Raw genomic sequence first — 16,861 nt, forward strand, 5'->3', positions numbered from 1 at the left:
ATCCACCAAATGGATCGGGCTAAAGCACGAATCAGGATAGCCCGGGTTCATTAGGACGCCGTGAAGACCGCGCCGGCTGTCGGAATGCTGGCAAGAGGCGGGAGTGGGGCCGCCGGAGCAGTCGCGGCCCCCCTATTTCGCGTAGGACACCGCGCGTACCTCTCGTATCACCGTGACCTTGACCTGTCCGGGGTACTGCATCTCGGACTGGATGCGCCGGGATATTTCCACCGCCAATTGCTCGGCCCGCCCATCGGAAATGCGATCCTGGTTGACGATCACGCGGACCTCCCGGCCGGCCTGTATGGCGAATACCCGCTCGACACCCTCAAACGTGCGAGCCAGCTCCTCCAGCTGCTCCAAACGTTTGATGTAGCTCTCGAGCGCCTCCCGCCGGGCTCCCGGCCGCGCCCCGGAGATGGCGTCTGCCGCCTGCACAATGGGCGAGATCATCGAGGTCATCTCGATCTCGTCATGGTGGGCGCCAATCGCGTTGCAGACCTCATCGTCTTCCCCATTCCGGCGGCACAGATCCATGCCGACCAGGGCGTGCGGACGCTCGACGTCATCCTCGACGACCTTGCCGATGTCATGCAGCAGACCTCCGCGGCGGGCTTTCGCCGGGTCGAGGCCGAGTTCGGCGGCCATCATGGATGCGATGCGGGCCGTCTCAATGCTGTGCGCCAACAGATTCTGGCCGTAGCTGGACCGGTAGCGCATGCGGCCGATGTGCCGGATTACCTCCGGATGCACACCCTGCAGGTTGAGATCGATCACGGTGCGCTCGCCGATCTCGACCAGCTCCTCCTCGATCTCCTCACGGGTTTTTTCGACCACCTCTTCGATGCGCGCGGGGTGGATGCGACCGTCCTGAATCAGCTTCTCGAGGGCGATGCGGGCAATCTCGCGCCGGACCGGATTGAAGCCGGACAGGATGACGGCCTCGGGCGTGTCGTCCACAATCACCTCGATGCCGGTGGCGGCCTCGAAGGCGCGGATGTTGCGCCCCTCGCGGCCGATAATGCGGCCCTTCATTTCGTCCGAGGACAGATTCACCACGGAGACCGTGTTCTCGATGGCATGGCTCGCCGCCGTGCGCTGGATGGCCGCCAGAATCACCCGGCGGGCCTCACGTGCAGCCTTGAGCTTGGCTTCATCCCGAATGTCCTTCACGAGCGATGAGGCCTCCAGCTCCGCCTCTGTACGGATCTGCTCTACCAACTGGTGGCGCGCCTCGTCCGCGGTCATGCCCGAGAGCTCCGCCAACTGCTCCTCGAAGCGCCGCACCAGGGCTGTTGCGCGCTCCTGCTCGGCGTTCAGCTCCACCCGCGCAAGGGCCAGCTCGGTCTGACCAGCCTTGACCTCGCCGAACTCCCGCTCGAGGTCCGCACGCATCTCGCCCAGCCGGGTGGCCTGGTCGAACAGGCTGTTCCGTTGCGACTCCGCCTCGTGGGTGAGAGCCGATAACACGTCAGACGCCTCATGAAGAAGCGTCTCCTTGTCGTTTACGCGTCGGGTCCGCTCATTGAGGGACTCGTGCCGCTCTTCCAGTTGCTGTCGTGCGCGCCGCCAGCTGCGCCGGGACGATTCCGATTTCTCCTCAAGCTCCGCCTCGCGGCGTCTGAGGTCTGCTTCTGCCTTGACGATGCGCTCCTCACGAAGCGCTTCTATTTCACGCTCGGCATCGGCTACGAGGGTTTTGGCCTCCTCGCGGGCCTCAGCCAGCTTATTAAGTCCGACTACCTTCAGCAGGTAGCGGTCAACGATGAATCCGGTCCCGAACGCAGCGGCGATGGCGAGCACGATTTGCAGAATCGTGACTTCCATCCCCGTTGCAGCCAATCAGGCTGGAGCCTGATCGACTATTTATGTGCCTCAAACATACAAAAAAGCCCCGACAGGCGGATCCGCAAACGCGGGGGCCTGTCGGGGCCGTAGAGTCAGCACCACCCGAAGCGATTTGATATGAAGAACCTCCCTCATATCACAGTGGGCACCGCTCAGGCTCTTCCGCCTTCCCCGGTTCGTCTAAGACGAGACGACGCTACAGGAGCGCCGCTGGGGCCTGGCGTCCAACCCTGAAGGATGGTTCCCGCAAGTAAATCATTAAGGTTCTTACTTACGCTCGCAACGGGCCGTGCTGACAGCAGGATAGAGTCTTCGGCCATGACCGTCAACCACTTAAGGCCGACTTGGCAGGATGCTCATGCAGGCGGCGGCAGGGCACGGCGGATCGCGTGGCGGGCGGTTGTCGAGCTTCCGTAGCGCGCCGGACCCGGACCGCCAGCTCGCGCTAAGGTCGCGCGGTAAGCGCCCCGGCCAGCGCCTTCTCGAGGTCTCCCAGCTGCGCATCTACCGAGTCGCGCACCTCTTCCCGTGTCGCCCGCTCCAGAAACAGCTCTTCGGCGATGGCCAGTGCAGTGATCACGGCCGCCGTGGTATCCGACTGCTCGGGATGGGAATCCCGAAAGGCGGTCATTTTGCTGTCCACATACTCAGCCAATTGCCGGGTAAGCTCGTGATTCTCCTCACGCACCCGCAGGGTGTAGTCGCGGCCCAGGATCTGTACGCGCAGCGCGGTGCCCATTTCAGTCGATCCCCGCGCGTTCGCCGCGAATCTCGTCCGCCAGGTCCTCCTGCAGATACTGGTCGATGGCCTCGATGAATCCTTCCACCTTGGCGCGCAGTCCCGCGGGCGTCTCGGTGAAAACAATCGGCGTGCCTTCCACGGGGCTTCCACCGCCGGCCTTCAGGTCCTCCACCTGGCGCTGAAGCTCCGCATTCTCTGCCCGCAACCGAGCGAGTTCGCGCGTGGTCAGCTGCACGCGATCCCTGAGCCGCTCCAGAGACTTGTAGCTCTTAAGCTGCACGGTCCGGCGTCCGCCCACATCCTCGGCCACCGAAGGACTGTCCGTGGCGGTGAACATGTCCTGCTGGCGCTGTTCGTCCGGTTCGGGGAGGGACGGAAGGTCGTCCGGGTCCTGGTCGTGAGGCGGGATTTCCGACATGGAAGGGCGGGATGGGGCCAAATATACGCTCAGCCCCGCAGTTCTGCGGAGAACTGGTTGGACAGCGTCTTGACCACCTTGGAGACGGCCTTGTCCACCTCCTGGTCTTTCAGCGTGCGGTCCGCTCCGAAGGCCATGCCGATGGCCACGCTCTTGTGTCCGTCGGGGATACCCTTGCCCTCGTACACATCGAAGACGCGCGCGTTGCGGAGCAGCTTGCCCCCGGCCCGTTGCGCGGCCTGAAGCATATCACCTACCGGGGTGCCGCCGGAGACCAGCACCGCGATGTCGCGCTCCACCACAGGGAATCGGGACACCTCCTGGTACTGCACAGGTCGGGAAGAGTGGATGGCCGCAACCAGCGCGGAGAAGTTGATCTCCGCGAAGTACACCGCTCCCTCGATCCCGAACTCGCCGGCGACTTCCGGAGATACCGCTCCGATGGTGCCGATGGACTTCCGGTCCAGCGTCACGTTCAGATGGTAATGGGTCAGGTCCGAGCCTGTCGGCTCCGGGTTCATGCGCACCCGACGGCCCAGGCCAAGCGACTGCAGCAGCCCTTCCACAGTGCCTTTAGCTTCGAACAGGCTGGCTTCGGCGGCCGGACCGCTCCATGCGTCCAGGCCGTCCTTGCCGCTCACGAGCACAAGCAGATGCTCCTGTTCGCGGTACCCGGGAAGGATGGTGCCGCCGTCGTGCCGGTCAAACACGTGGCCGAACTCGAATGCCTGCAATCCGGGCTGTCCATGGTTCAGGTTGTGCGCCAGCACCTGAAGGGCACCGGGCAGGAGGGAGGGTCGAAGCGCGGCCATCTCCTGTGAGATGGGATTCAGTGTGCCCACCGGGGCCCCAACAGGTTCGCCACCACGCAGCCCGGCCGAAGCGAACTGCTCCGCTCGATCCAGCCGCATCATGCTGTTGGTGTACAACTCCCGATAGCCTAGACCCACCAGCCGGTCGGCGACCCGGATGCGCAGCGGCAACGGCTTCGGCGGAGCGAGGCGTGCGTTGGGCACCGTGCCGTGGCTCGGCTCTTCGATGCGGTCCAGTCCGTACAGTCGGGCCACCTCTTCGATGAGGTCGATTTCCCGTTCCACATCCGGGCGATGCGGTGGCACTGTCACCAACCATCCGTCGTCGGTGGCTTCGGTGACGAATCCGATGGCGTTCAGCAGGCGCTGGGCCTCAGCGTCCGGAACGGAAACGCCCAGTACCAGCGTGATGCGGTCCCGCCGGAGCGTCACGCGGGAAGGCTGCCAGCGCACCGGGTGTGCGTCCACCATGCCGGGCACGATGGTACCGCCCGCCAGATCACGCATCAGCTCCGCGGCCCGCGCCGCCGCCCAGGCCTGCCCGGTCGGGTCAACGCCGCGCTCGAATCGGTAGGAGGCGTCGGTTTGCAGGCCCAGTTTCTTGGAGGCACGCCGCACATCGCCCGGATCGAACCATGCGGACTCGATCAGCACGTTGGTCGTGGAGTCAGACACCTCAGAGTTCTGGCCGCCCATGACGCCGGCGATGGCCACGTCGCGCTGGCCGTCGGTGATCATCAGGGTGCCCACCGGAAGCTCCCGCTCCTGGTCGTCGAGCGTGGTGAACTTCTCCGGCCCGTTTGTGCGGCGCACGCGGATGGTCGCGTCCGCAAGGAGGTCGAAATCGAACGCGTGCAGCGGCTGGCCGCACTCCATCATCACGTAGTTGGTGATGTCTACCACGTTGTTGAGCGGCCGCAGCCCGGCGGATTCCAGGCGCGACTTCATCCATGCCGGAGAGTCGCCGATGGTTACGCCGCGCACCAGGATGCCCACGTAGCGGTTGCAGCCTTCAGGGTCCAGGATCTCAACCGTGACCTGGGAAGCGGCATCACCGCCCGCCTCCGGTACCGCCACGTCGGGCCGCGAGAGCGCCACGTCTGCGAGGGCCGCCACATCCCGGGCCACGCCGATGTGGGAAATGGCGTCCGGGCGGTTCGGCGTAATGGCGATGTCGATGGACTGGTCCGAGACGGCCACGCCCTGCGAAGCGAGGTACTCGGCAAACGGGCGGCCGAGCGGCGCGTCATCTGCGAGCACCATGATGCCGTCGTGGTCGTCTCCCAGGCCGAGTTCGTCCTCGGCGCAGATCATGCCGTTGGACTCTTCACCACGGATTTTGGAGCGCTTGAGCGTCACCGGCACAAGCGTGTCGGGGTCCTTGCGGTCCGGCAGATGCAAGGCGGTGCCGACCGTAGCCACGGGTACGCGCTGTCCGCCTGCCACATTCGGGGCACCGCAGACAATCTGCACCGGGACCCCATCGCCCAGATCAACGCTGCAGACTCGCAGGCGGTCTGCATTCGGGTGCTGCTTGACGTCCAGCACGTGACCGACCACCACGCCGGTCATGTCACGTCCCATCTGGTCGACAGACTCGACCTCGAGGCCGCTCATGGTCAGCCGGTCCGCGAGCTCGTCCGCGGACCATCCCGGCTGCACGTAGTCGGCGATCCAGTTGTAACTGATTCTCATGGTTAGCTGAACTGCTCGAGGAAGCGCACGTCGTTTTCGTACAGCACGCGGATGTCTGAGATGTTGTAGCGCAGCATGGCGATGCGCTCGACGCCCATGCCGAACGCGTAGCCGGTGTATTCCTCCGGGTCTACGTTCACGGCCTTGAGGACCTCAGGATCTACCATGCCACTGCCGAGGATTTCCATCCAGCGGCCGCCGTCCGGCAGGGAATCATCCTTCCACCAGATGTCGACTTCGGCGCTGGGTTCGGTGAAGGGGAAGAAGGAGGGACGGAAGCGCATGCGCACATCGTCCCCGAAGATCTCGCGTGCGAACGCGTGCAGGACCTGCTTGAGGTCCGCGAGCGAAACGCCCTTGTCCACGTAAAGGCCTTCCACCTGATGGAACAGGCAGAACGACTTGTAGGAGATGGCCTCGTTGCGGTAGACCCGGCCCGGTGCAATGATGCGGATGGGCGGCGGGTTCTGCTGCATGACGCGGATCTGCACTGGTGAGGTGTGGGTGCGCAGGAGCACACCCTTGCCTGCGTCATCCGGGGCGTCCAGCCAGAACGTGTCCTGCATGTCCCTGGCCGGATGATCCGGCGGGAAGTTCAGGGCACCGAAGTTGTGCCAGTCGTCCTCGATCTCCGGACCCTCGGCCACGGCAAAGCCGAAGGACTCGAGCACCCTGCGGATCTCGCGTTCGGTCTGCGTGATGGGATGCAGGCTTCCGAGGCTGCGGCTGATGCCGGGTAGCGACAGGTCGATGTCCACCGGCGCGGCGCGCTCGGCTGCCTTGAGGGCCTCCTGTGCATCCGCGATGCGCGATTCCACCGTGCGCTTGAGAGCGTTGACCCGTTGGCCGTAGGCCTTGCGGTTCTCGGGCGCCACCGACGGGATGCCTTTCAGCAGTTCGGTGATCTTGCCCTGCTTCTTGCTCAGGTAGCGGATGCGGAACGCGTCGATCTGCTCGGCCGAGTCCAGCGCTTCCTGCTGCACGGCGCCTTCAAGTTCGGCGAAGGTGCTGTCGAGGGGGTCTGACATGGATTGATGCGATAAAACAGAAAATCCCGCCGTGGCCATGGCCGCGACGGGATTTCCGAAACACTCAGAGTCCGGCAGGCGGCAATGACTAGCTAAGCCGCCCGATAAATCGTGTCGAGTGCCGGGTCTTGGTCATGACTACTTCGATGCGGTCTCAACCACTTTGGAAAACGCCTTGGGATCGTTCATGGCGAGATCAGCCAGCACCTTGCGGTTCAGCGTGATGTCGGCCTTGCGGAGCGAGCCCAGGAAACGCGAATACGACGTGCCGTTAAGGCGAGCCGCAGCGTTGATGCGGGTGATCCAGAGGCGGCGGAACTGACGCTTGCGCTGCCGGCGGTCCCGGTACTGGTACTGGAGCGCCTTCTCGACGGCGTTCTTGGCGACGGTGTAAATGTTGCGGCGGCGGCCCCAATAGCCTTTGGCCATGGCCATGATCCGCTTCCGGCGGGCGCGGCTCGCAACTCTATTCTTTGCGCGTGGCATGCTGCTCTATCTGTTTACGACTGGATGAGCCGCTTCATGCGGGGCTCGTCCGCCTTGTCGACCAGAGTCGTCTCCCGAAGATTTCTCTTCCGCTTGGGGCTCTTCTTGGTCAGAATGTGGCTGTGAAACGCCTTCTTTCGCTTCAGACGGCCCGAACCGGTCACTGAGAACCGCTTCTTGGCGCCGCTGTTGCTCTTCATTTTCGGCATGATATCTATCCGGCTGGAGGCCGTTTTGTGCAGTTGCCGAGGGGCAATTGCGCTTTATCCAGAGCCGACTAAAGTACGAATCCAGGCTTGGTTTCGCCAAGATCGTATGAGGCTCCGGCGGGAAGAAGCAGTGAAGCAGGGGGGCGTTCGGCCTCGGGCTCGGCGACCGCTTCAGCGCGGCTATGCGCTACGGCTTCTTCTTGTTCGGACTCAGGATGGTCGCCATGCGGCGGCCCTCCATGCGCGGCTCCTGGTCAATCCGGGCCAGGTCCTGCAGTTCGCTCATGAACCGCGCCAGGATTTCCATGCCGTGGTCCTTGTACACGATGTCTCGACCGCGGAACTGTACGTATGCGCGCACCTTGTGACCGTGCTCAAGGAAATTCTTGGCGTGCTTGACCTTGAACTCGAAGTCGTGCGTGTCGGTGTGCGGGCGGAAGCGGATCTCCTTGAGCTCCGCGTTATGCGACTTCTTGCGCATCTCCTTTTCCCGCTTCTGCTGCTCGTACTTGTACTTGCCGTAATCCATGATCTTGCAGACCGGTGGATCGGCGTTCGGGGAGATTTCGACCAGGTCGAGCTGCTGGTCCTGGGCCATCCGAAGGGCTTCACGGGTTTCGTAGACGCCGTGGTTGCCTTTGGGATCAACGACGCGGACCCGCGGGGCGCGGATGCCGTCGTTCACTCGTACTCGTTGCTTGGAGATAGTCTTCGTTCAGTTAGTGATCGGGCGGGCGGAAACAGGCCTGGAAGCAAAAGCCTCGCCAAACACCGTGATACCGCAGGCGATACCCCGGAGTTTCGCACGCATATTACGCGCTGGAGGCTATTTCCACTATGAGGCCGCCTGCGCCGTCACCTGATTCTCACGGGCGATGTGGTCCAGGAATGCCTGGATGTCCATCGAGCCCTGATCGCCTTCGCCGTGCCGGCGCACCGCGACCGTACCGGATTCCATCTCACGGCCACCGACAACAAGCATGTAGGGGACCTTCTGCATTTCGGCCGAGCGGATTTTGTAGCCCACTTTTTCGTTGCGCAGATCGGTCTCCACGCGGATGCCGGCTTCCTGCAGTTTGGCCGCCACTTCCTGGGCGTACCCCTCGAAATCCTGCCCCACGGGCAGTACGGCAACCTGCACGGGGGCCAGCCATACCGGGAAGTTGCCGCCGCAATGCTCGATCAGTACGCCGATGAAGCGCTCGAGCGAGCCGAACGGAGCGCGGTGGATCATCACGGGGCGATGCTTCTCGTTGTCCGCGCCGGTGTACCAGAGGTCGAAGCGCTCCGGCAGGTTGTAGTCGATCTGGATCGTGCCCAGCTGCCAGGAGCGACCAAGCGCGTCCTTGACCATGAAGTCCAGCTTGGGGCCGTAGAAGGCGGCCTCGCCGACCTCCTCTACCGTGTCCAGGCCCATCTCCTGAGCGGCCTCGCGGATGCTCTGCTCGGCGACGTCCCACAGTTCGGCACTGCCGACATACTTGTCCGGGTTGTCCGGGTCGCGCAGGGACACCTGTGCCGTGAAGTCGGAAAATCCGAGCGAACGGAAGACGAGCAGTGTGAGGTCGATAACGTCCTTGAACTCGGCCTTCACCTGATCGGGCATGCAGAAGAGGTGGGCGTCGTCGACGGTGAAGCCCCGCACGCGGGTGAGGCCGCCCAGCTCACCGGACTGCTCGTACCGGTAGACGGTGCCGAACTCCGCCAGACGTACTGGCAGCTCGCGATAGGAACGCGGCCGCGCATCGTACACCTGGGTGTGGTGCGGACAGTTCATGGGCTTGAGGAGGTAGCCGTCCTCCTCGTCATCCATCATGGGTGGGAACTGCGAGTCGCTGTAATACGGGTAGTGGCCTGAAGTCCGGTACAGGTCCAATCGCCCGATATGCGGCGTGATGACTGGCAGGTACCCGCGGCGAAGCTGCTCCTGCTTGAGGAAATCCACCAGCGTCTCGCGCACCATCGTGCCCTTGGGCAACCAGAGCGGCAGGCCGGAGCCGACCTTCTGGCTGAAGGTGAAAAGCTCCAGCTCCTTGCCCAGCTTGCGATGGTCGCGCTGGCGGGCGAGCTCCAGCATCTCCAGAAACTCGTCCAGCTGCGCCTTCTTGGGGAAGGTGATGCCGTAGAGGCGGGTCAGCTGCGGGCGATCCGAGTCGCCGCGCCAGTAGGCCCCGGCTACATTCAGGATCTTCGGGTTCTTGAGGTTCTTGCTGGAACGCACGTGCGGACCCCGGCAGAGGTCCACGAAATCACCCTGCTGGTAGAAGGTGATCGTGCCGTCCTCGAGCTCCTCGATCAGCTCCAGCTTGTACTCGTCGCCTTTTTCGGAGAAGTAGGCGTGGGCCTCGTCCTTGGAGACCTCGCGGCGCTCGAACTCCACGTTCCGGCGCGCGAGTCCCGTCATCTTCTTCTCGATGGCTTCCAGGTCCTCCGGGCCGAGGGTGCGGTCTCCGAGGTCCACGTCATAGTAGAAGCCCTTATCGATCGAGGGTCCGATGCCGAACTTGACACCCGGGTACAGCGCTTCGAGCGCCTCTGCCATGAGATGCGCGCTGGAGTGCCAGTACGTGGCACGGCCCTGATCGTCATTCCAGGTGAAGACCTGGAAATCGGCGTCCTCTTCAATGGGCCGGTTGAGGTCCCGCGTCTCGCCGTTAACGCCGACGGAAAGCGCATTGCGGGCCAGTCCCTCCGAGATGGAGCGGGCCACATCGAATCCCGTCACGCCGCTGTCAAAGGAGCGTTGGGAGCCGTCGGGAAAAGTCAGGGTGATGGTGTTTGCCATGAGTGCCGTTCGATCAAGCCGGCGAAATCTAGCCGATTGGGAGGGGGGAGTCTGTGGATCTTCGGGTCAGAATCCGAAGCCGGAGGTGCCGGTGCCCCGGCTGGGCGGCGTTCGGCGCGGCACTTCCTCATCGTCCAGAATGCGATTCAGGATGGCGGGCGTGATCTGGTGTTCGGCGCAGATCTCCTCGCGCGTCATGTCGGAGTCCAGATAATCCGCGACGACAGCGCGGACCAGTTCCTGATCCAGGGGCTGCTTGCGCGGGCGCGGCGGCTCGCCGTGCACCTTGAGCACCTTGATGAGCAGGCTCACCGGGATGTGGAACTGGTCGCAGATTTCCTTCTGTGTCAGGCCTTCCCGGGCGGCATCGATCAGGCGATAGTCACGCACGCCGTACTCATACTGCCGCTCCAGCGCGCCGGACTCCAGCAGAATCCTGCGCACCTTGTATTCCTGCATGCCAATAAGGCGGGCGATGCTGGCCGCGCCGAGTCCTTCGCCGTGCAGTCGGTGGATTTTATGCCACGTTTCGCTTCGCATAGAAAACGGGAAACGCGTGAGCGTGGCGGAGGTGCCGGGGAGTTTTCCACAGGGGGGCGCTGTGGCGCTCGGGCGGGGCGTGGCGCTGGCGCGGGGTGCGGGCGGTCCGTGGCGCGGGGCGCGCGGCGTGGCACTGGCGCGGGGTGCGGGGCCCGCCGCGATCGATCCGCCGCCGAACTGGAATCGGGGGGCTGGATTCCACATCTTCGGCACCCAGGCAGGCCGAGATGTCGAAGAGTGCCCCCGTTTTCGATATCGAGACCAGACGCGGAGGATCAATTATGGAAACAGGAGGGTGATTCCATGTCGTGTCACTCGGTTGGGCGCCATCGGGAGGTGCCCGTCAGCCGAACCGCATCAGTCACTTCTACGCCGCTGGCGTTGTACGGGTACGAATCCAGGGTAGACGGCTGCACGAGCCGGAGCCGTGGTCGGTAAGCGAACTCGTCAGCTATTGCCTGATGCAGGAGCCGTGAGGGTCTTGGGGCGATGCCTAAACCTGATCAGGGACCTGGTTCAGTGTGTCCCTTCGGCCGGCTTCAGGTACCGGTCGTACCACTCCAGATAGCGCTCGTACCGGTCCTTCTGATAGGACGGCACCCGTAGTCCGTGCCCCTGCCGGGGATAGACCACGAGCTGCGTCGGCACGCCGAGCTTGCGCAGCGCCTGGTACAACTGCTCCGAGTTCTGAATCGGCACGTTCCAGTCATCCTGCCCGCCCATGAGCAGCGTCGGCGTGGTTACGCGGTCCACGTAGTTGAAGGGGCTGATGCGCTCCCAATTCTCGGCCGTTTCCCCCCATGGCACCCCGAGCTCAGCCACCCATTGCCGCTGGTAGTGGTCGTGGCCGTAGTTGGCCCGGTACAGCACCTCGGAAGCCCCGGAAATGGCTGCCTTGAAGCGATCGGTCTTCGTGATCACATGGTCAGTCAGGATGCCGCCGTAAGACCAGCCCCCGACGCCCAGCCGATCGGGATCGGCCCATCCACGGGCGATGGCGTGGTCAACGCCCGCCATGACGTCCATGAAGTCCGGACCGCCCCAGTCCGCCCAAAGCGCCTGGGAGAAGTCCTGCCCATACCCGCTGGACCCGCGTGGATTGGTCTGCACCACGAGGTAGCCATGCGCGGCAAACAACTGCGCCTCGAAGCTGAAGCGATGCGCGTACTGCGACACGGGGCCACCGTGGATCCGCAGCAGGGTGGGGTAGCGTTGCCCGCTGTCGTATCCAATCGGAAAGGTCACGAAGCCTTCCACGGGGGTGCCATCGGGACTCTCGAACTGGATGTCCTCCACCCGGGCAAGCTCAATGCCGCCCAGAAAATCGGCGTTGACCTGCGACAGCTGCCGAAACGTACCGTCCTCGAGCACGTGGATCTCACCCGGCAGGTCCATCCTGGAAACCAGGGCTGCCGTGACACCGCCGGATACATCGACGCTCGAGACACTCATGGGCCCATCGGCCATGCGCGTGACCCTTCCGGTGCGCGCATCCGCAGAGGCCAGATGGAAGTCTCCCGAGTCCTCCAGAATGAAGCGGATTCTGCTCCCGTCTTCGGTGAACTCCGGCGAGCGGGCGTTGCGGTCCAGCCGGCCGGTGATGCTTCGGGATTCGGCAGTGGCCACATCTACCACCGCGATCTCGTTCACGTCATACCAGATGATTTCGGGCTCCAGGTTGCGCAGGTAGGCGATGTGGGATCCGTCGGGACTCCAGGAAGGCCACCAATCCGAGCCCGGCTGCGTGGTCAGCCGGCGTGCCTCGGCGCCGGGCTCGGCAGCAATCACAAAAATGTCGGAGTTGCTGTTGGTGTCGGGATCGTCGGTGCGGTTCGACACAAAGGCAATGTGGCTGCCGTCAGGACTCCACTCGGGCGACGACTCGTCCCAGCGCCCATCGGTCAGCTGCGTGACCTCACGGCTTGCCACATCGAACAGGTAGAGGTGTGTCTTGCGATTCCCGGTGAGGTAGCCGGCGTAGTCCCGCTTGAACTGCAGCCGGTCAATCACATACGGCTTGGTGGTCTTGGCCCGCGCACCTGACAGAGTATCGGGCTCCTCAGGATCGGTGATGGTCAGGACCAGCTTCGACGCATCCGGACTCCAGGCGTAACTGCCGATGCCCTGTTCGACTTCCGTGAGTTGCTGGGCCTCGCCGCCGCGACGATCCAGCAGCCAGACCTGATTCTTGCTGCCGTCCCGGGACGCAGTGAACGAGATGTACCGGCCGTCCGGGCTCCACGCCACGCTGCCGGCGGATCCGCCCTTGGCCGTGAGCGGAATGGCCTCGCCGCCTGCGGTCGGCATCATCCAGAGCCGGGTCTCGCTGGATTCCTCCTCCAGACTGGTCTCGCGCACGGAATACGCCACCCATTCGCCATCCGGGCTGACGGCTGGGCTGCCGACGGAGTGGATCTCAAACAGATCATCCACGGTGAGGGCGCGACGCTCCTGCGCGGAGGCAGTCGACACGAGCAGGGCAAGAACGATGGCAGGGAGAGCTTTCACGACATCAGGGCGGGATAGGTGGACGCAATCTAGTTGATCCGGCAGCCCGCGGGGAGGTACTCTGGCTCCGATCCACGCTCGACCCTACTGTCATGTCCCCCGACGCAGCCTTCAGCATGGCCGGCACCCTTGTGATGCCGTGCTGGCTCCTCCTCATCTTTGCGCCCCGCTGGTCCTGGACCACACGGCTCATCACAACCGTCGCCGTGCCGGCCCTATTGGCGGTGGCCTACATCTACTTCCTGGCCAGCGGGTTTGGAGAGACCGACGGTGGATTCGGCTCGCTCGATGAGGTGGCTACGCTGTTCTCGGACCCCCGCAACCTGCTGGCGGGCTGGTTGCACTATCTGGCGTTCGACCTCCTCGTCGGCAGCTGGATCGTGCGCGATGCGGCCCGTGTGGGGGTCAACCACCTGCTCATCGTCCCGTGCCTGGTGCTGTGTTTCCTTGCCGGGCCGGTCGGCTACCTGCTCTACCTGTTACTGCGCGCGGGCATCAAGCGGCAGATCCTTATGGATCCAATGCCGAAAAAGGGATGATCAAGCAGTTCTACGCACGCAGCAAGCCGCTGACAGTCGGTGGCCTGATATTCGTTGTCGGGTTCGTCGTTGCGGTGGTGCTCTCGTTCTTCGACGACCGCATCATCACCGGCCTCAACGCGTGGTACAAGCCCATCAAGTTCGCTGCGTCGCTGGCCATCTACATGTTGACGCTGGCGTGGCTGGTGACGCACCTAAGGGAGTTCGCGCCGCGCTCCATCAAGGCGATCGAGTGGGTGATTGCCCTCGTGATGACCGCAGAGGGCGCCGCGATCTTCTTGCAGGCCGCCCGGGGCGTGCCGAGTCATTTCAACTTCTCCACGCCCCTCGACGGCAGCATCTTCGGCATCATGGGGCTGCTCATCATCGTCAATACGGTGACCGCCGCCTGGTTGACGATCCTGTATTTCCGGTATTCCCCACCGCTTCCGACCGCCTATTTGTGGGGCATTCGACTCGGTCTGGTGGTATTCCTGTTTTTCAGCATGGAAGGCTATCTGATGATCCAGCGCATGGCGCACGCCGTGGGCGCTCCGGACGACGCCGCCGGACTCCCGATCCTTGGCTGGAGTCGGGTAGGAGGTGATTTGCGATGGGCTCATTTCATCGGTATGCATGCGTTGCAGCTCCTCCCGCTCACCGGCTGGTTCCTGAACCGGCGCGCTGACCGACTGCCCTTTCGGCCGGTCCTGGGAGTCGTCGTCGTGGCCCTGCTACATACGGCTCTGGCCGTCTGGGCGACTCTGCATGCGTTGGCCGGCAAACCCGTAATTCCCCTCCCGTGATGATCCGAGTTGTTTGTCTGGGCATGATGATCTTGCCGTTGGCTGCCCAGGCCCAGCAGGGCAAGTCGTTTGTCTCCGAACACATCGACGCCCATGCAGCGGCATTCTCCGAGACCGCCCAGACCATCTGGGACCTCGCCGAGGTCGGCTATCAGGAAACCGAGAGTGCTGCACTGCTTGCGGTGCACCTGGACGAGGCCGGTTTCCGCATCGAAATGGGAGTGGCCGAGATTCCGACCGCGTTCGTTGCCGAGTGGGGCTCGGGCTCGCCGGTTATCGGCATCATGGGTGAGTACGATGCGCTGCCGGGCATCGTGCAGGACCGGGTGCCCGAACGTTCCGTCATCGAGGGCATGGGCGCGGGACACGCGTGCGGTCATCACCTGTTCGGTGCCGGATCTGCAGCGGCCGCTGTGGCCGTCAAGGCCTGGCTGGAGGCCAGTGGCACTCCGGGGACCGTTCGCTTCTATGGCACGCCGGCCGAGGAAGGTGGAGCGGGCAAGGTCTATATGGTGCGCGCCGGTCTCATGGACGATGTAGACGTGATGCTGCACTGGCATCCGGGCGATGGGAACTCTGCCGGGGCGGAAAGCACGCTTTCCAACAAGTCAGCCAAGTTTCGCTTTCACGGCGTCTCGGCGCACGCAGCTGCTGCCCCGGAACGTGCGCGCAGTGCGCTGGACGGCGTGGAGGCCATGAACCACATGGTCAACATGTTGCGGGAGCACGTTCCGCAGGAGACGCGCATCCACTATGTGATCACTGCGGGCGGTCACGCGCCGAACGTTACCCCGGATTTCGCCGAGGTCTTCTACTACGTGCGCAATCCGGACCCGGAAAACGTGCGGTCCATTTTTGACCGCGTGGCTGCTGCGGCCGAGGGTGCGGCCTTGGGCACCGGCACGCGCGTCGAGTTCGAGGTGATCCACGGGCTGTACAACATGCTGCCCAACGAGACGCTGCAGGAGGTGATGCACGCCAACCTGGAACGTGTCGGCGGGGTGCACTACACCGCCTCCGAACGCGACTTTGCCCAGGCCATCCAGGCCACCCTTCCGGACCCGCCGTCACTGGCCACCGCCGCCGAAGTGCAGGCGTTTTACGTCACGGACCGCGCTTCTCCCGGCAGCACGGACGTTGCCGATGTGTCCTGGATGGTGCCCACGGCCGGCATGAGTGCCGCCACCTGGGTGCCGGGCACGTCGGCACACTCCTGGCAGGCGGTGGCGGCCGGCGGGACCTCCATCGGCAACAAGGGCATGGTCGTCGCGGCCAAGACCCTTGCCATGACCGCGATTGACCTGTTCCTGGATCCTGATCTGCGACAGGCTGCCATGGCTGAGTTTCAGGTCCGGCGCGGAGACGACTTCGAGTACCAGCCGTTGCTGGGAGATCGGGACCCTCCCCTGAACTATCGAAAGCCGGCAGGACAGTGAATCCCTCTATTCGACCGAGGCGGAGGCACCCTTCGCTACGATTCGGGTGACGATTCGCCGGCGCTCTCAGGGCGCATGTATACGGTTCGGCGCGGGAAGGGGATTTCGATGCCACGCTCGTCGAATCGTTGCTTGATCAGCTTGAGCATGCTGCGTTCGGCGATCCACTGCTCTCCCGGCAGGACGCGAACGACCACACGCAAGCGCACGGAGGAGTCGGTCAGCCGCAACACCGAATGCACTTCCGGCTCCTCATCGAGCATGATGGAACGGTTGGTCTCGGACCACTCGGCCGCGATTTCTCCCAGCGCGTCGGTGACCTGATTGATGTCGGCCTCGTAGGCCGTGTCCACTTCACACACCACGCGCGCGAAGTCAATGCTGCGATTGCCGAAGATGCGTAACTCTCCGGCCGGGATCATGACCAGTTCCCCATTGAACCGGCGCATCTTGATGAGACGCAGGCCGATGTCTTCTATGATGCCCTCCTGACCGTTGACGGTGATGACGTCGCCAACGTGCACCGTATCGTCAAACAGCAGGAAGAAGCCGGCGATGACGTCTCGCACCAGCGTTTGGGCCCCGAAACCCAAAGCGATGCCCGCGATGCCGGCCGTTGCCAGCAGTGCGTTGAGGTTGAATCCGAACTCTGTCAGGATCAGCACGACGGCTGCGGGCCACAGGAGATAGCGTGCCGTCGAGCTGAACAGGGCAGCGAGCGTGGTAGCCCGCTGTTTTCTCGGATTGCCGTGTGGCAGATCCTCAAACTGGCGCATGGAGGCGCGTGCCACCCGATCGATAATGCGGATCAGGATGAGCGTGGCCACAAGCAGCACGACGACGCGGGCTCCCATCCATGCGAGATCGGTGGCCGTCAGGTCGTCGGGAAGGCCTTCAAACCAGACAGGAGCATCTGAGGCGGCCGTGGTATCCGTTTGCGCCGAGGGGCTGCCGGATGTTGCGGTCGTATCGGCCGCCGCCGCGCCGGCGACGGCGCTGCTATCCTGGAAAAAAAGGTTCATTTCTGCCA

At 63.8% G+C, this 16,861-nt stretch carries 15 protein-coding genes; 3 read left to right on the top strand and 12 right to left on the bottom strand.

Translation table 11 applies throughout. The features are described from left to right. Positions 1 to 132 precede the first annotated feature (132 nt). From rny to JJ896_11735, 11 genes are all read right to left on the bottom strand, one after another. A complete protein-coding gene (rny, locus tag JJ896_11685) occupies positions 133 to 1,842 on the bottom strand; it encodes a ribonuclease Y (protein MBO6780305.1) in 1,710 nt (569 codons plus the stop codon). A gap of 451 nt (positions 1,843 to 2,293) precedes the next feature. Next, a complete protein-coding gene (locus tag JJ896_11690; protein MBO6780306.1) occupies positions 2,294 to 2,587 on the bottom strand; it encodes a cell division protein ZapA in 294 nt (97 codons plus the stop codon). 1 nt (position 2,588) lies between these two features. Continuing rightward, positions 2,589 to 3,008, bottom strand: coding sequence for a hypothetical protein (locus tag JJ896_11695; protein ID MBO6780307.1), 420 nt, complete (start codon positions 3,006 to 3,008; stop codon positions 2,589 to 2,591). Between the two features lie 29 nt (positions 3,009 to 3,037). Next, positions 3,038 to 5,515 carry a phenylalanine--tRNA ligase subunit beta gene (locus JJ896_11700; protein ID MBO6780308.1) on the bottom strand — a complete coding sequence of 826 codons (2,478 nt, stop codon included), beginning with the start codon at positions 5,513 to 5,515 and terminating at the stop codon, positions 3,038 to 3,040. Between the two features lie 2 nt (positions 5,516 to 5,517). Then, positions 5,518 to 6,543 carry a phenylalanine--tRNA ligase subunit alpha gene (pheS, locus tag JJ896_11705; GenBank protein MBO6780309.1) on the bottom strand — a complete coding sequence of 342 codons (1,026 nt, stop codon included), beginning with the start codon at positions 6,541 to 6,543 and terminating at the stop codon, positions 5,518 to 5,520. Between the two features lie 138 nt (positions 6,544 to 6,681). Continuing rightward, a complete protein-coding gene (rplT, locus tag JJ896_11710) occupies positions 6,682 to 7,029 on the bottom strand; it encodes a 50S ribosomal protein L20 (protein MBO6780310.1) in 348 nt (115 codons plus the stop codon). A 14-nt stretch (positions 7,030 to 7,043) separates the two neighbouring features. Continuing rightward, positions 7,044 to 7,238 (bottom strand): 50S ribosomal protein L35, encoded by a 195-nt coding sequence (rpmI, locus tag JJ896_11715; GenBank protein MBO6780311.1) that lies wholly within the window; start codon positions 7,236 to 7,238, stop codon positions 7,044 to 7,046. A gap of 187 nt (positions 7,239 to 7,425) precedes the next feature. Beyond that, entirely contained in the window at positions 7,426 to 7,923 is a 498-nt protein-coding gene (locus JJ896_11720; GenBank protein MBO6780312.1) for a translation initiation factor IF-3, read from the bottom strand. Positions 7,924 to 8,073: 150 nt separating this feature from the next. Next, complete coding sequence (gene thrS, locus JJ896_11725; GenBank protein MBO6780313.1) at positions 8,074 to 10,011, bottom strand: threonine--tRNA ligase; 1,938 nt, start codon at positions 10,009 to 10,011, stop codon at positions 8,074 to 8,076. 78 nt (positions 10,012 to 10,089) lie between these two features. Beyond that, a complete protein-coding gene (locus JJ896_11730) occupies positions 10,090 to 10,563 on the bottom strand; it encodes a hypothetical protein (protein ID MBO6780314.1) in 474 nt (157 codons plus the stop codon). 516 nt (positions 10,564 to 11,079) lie between these two features. Then, on the bottom strand, positions 11,080 to 13,071 hold the full coding sequence (locus JJ896_11735; GenBank protein ID MBO6780315.1) for a S9 family peptidase: 1,992 nt from the start codon (positions 13,069 to 13,071) through the stop codon (positions 11,080 to 11,082). A 92-nt stretch (positions 13,072 to 13,163) separates the two neighbouring features. Here JJ896_11735 and JJ896_11740 point away from each other — a divergent pair, with 92 nt between their 5' ends. From JJ896_11740 to JJ896_11750, 3 genes are read left to right on the top strand one after another with little or no spacing between them, the layout of a single operon-like run. Then, positions 13,164 to 13,610 carry a DUF4281 domain-containing protein gene (locus tag JJ896_11740; GenBank protein MBO6780316.1) on the top strand — a complete coding sequence of 149 codons (447 nt, stop codon included), beginning with the start codon at positions 13,164 to 13,166 and terminating at the stop codon, positions 13,608 to 13,610. Further along, entirely contained in the window at positions 13,607 to 14,395 is a 789-nt protein-coding gene (locus JJ896_11745) for a hypothetical protein (GenBank protein ID MBO6780317.1), read from the top strand. The genes JJ896_11740 and JJ896_11745 overlap by 4 nt, the downstream gene beginning before the upstream one ends. Then, a complete protein-coding gene (locus JJ896_11750) occupies positions 14,395 to 15,831 on the top strand; it encodes an amidohydrolase (GenBank protein MBO6780318.1) in 1,437 nt (478 codons plus the stop codon). Before JJ896_11745 ends, JJ896_11750 begins: the two co-directional genes overlap by 1 nt. 35 nt (positions 15,832 to 15,866) lie before the next feature. On the opposite strand, the gene JJ896_11755 is transcribed toward JJ896_11750, so the two are convergent. Continuing rightward, the gene (locus tag JJ896_11755; protein MBO6780319.1) at positions 15,867 to 16,853 is read right to left on the bottom strand and encodes a mechanosensitive ion channel family protein; all 987 of its coding nucleotides are present in this window, start codon (positions 16,851 to 16,853) and stop codon (positions 15,867 to 15,869) included. Positions 16,854 to 16,861: the final 8 nt, after the last annotated feature.

The organism is Rhodothermales bacterium (assembly GCA_017643395.1).
GTDB lineage: Bacteria > Bacteroidota > Rhodothermia > Rhodothermales > UBA10348 > JABDJZ01.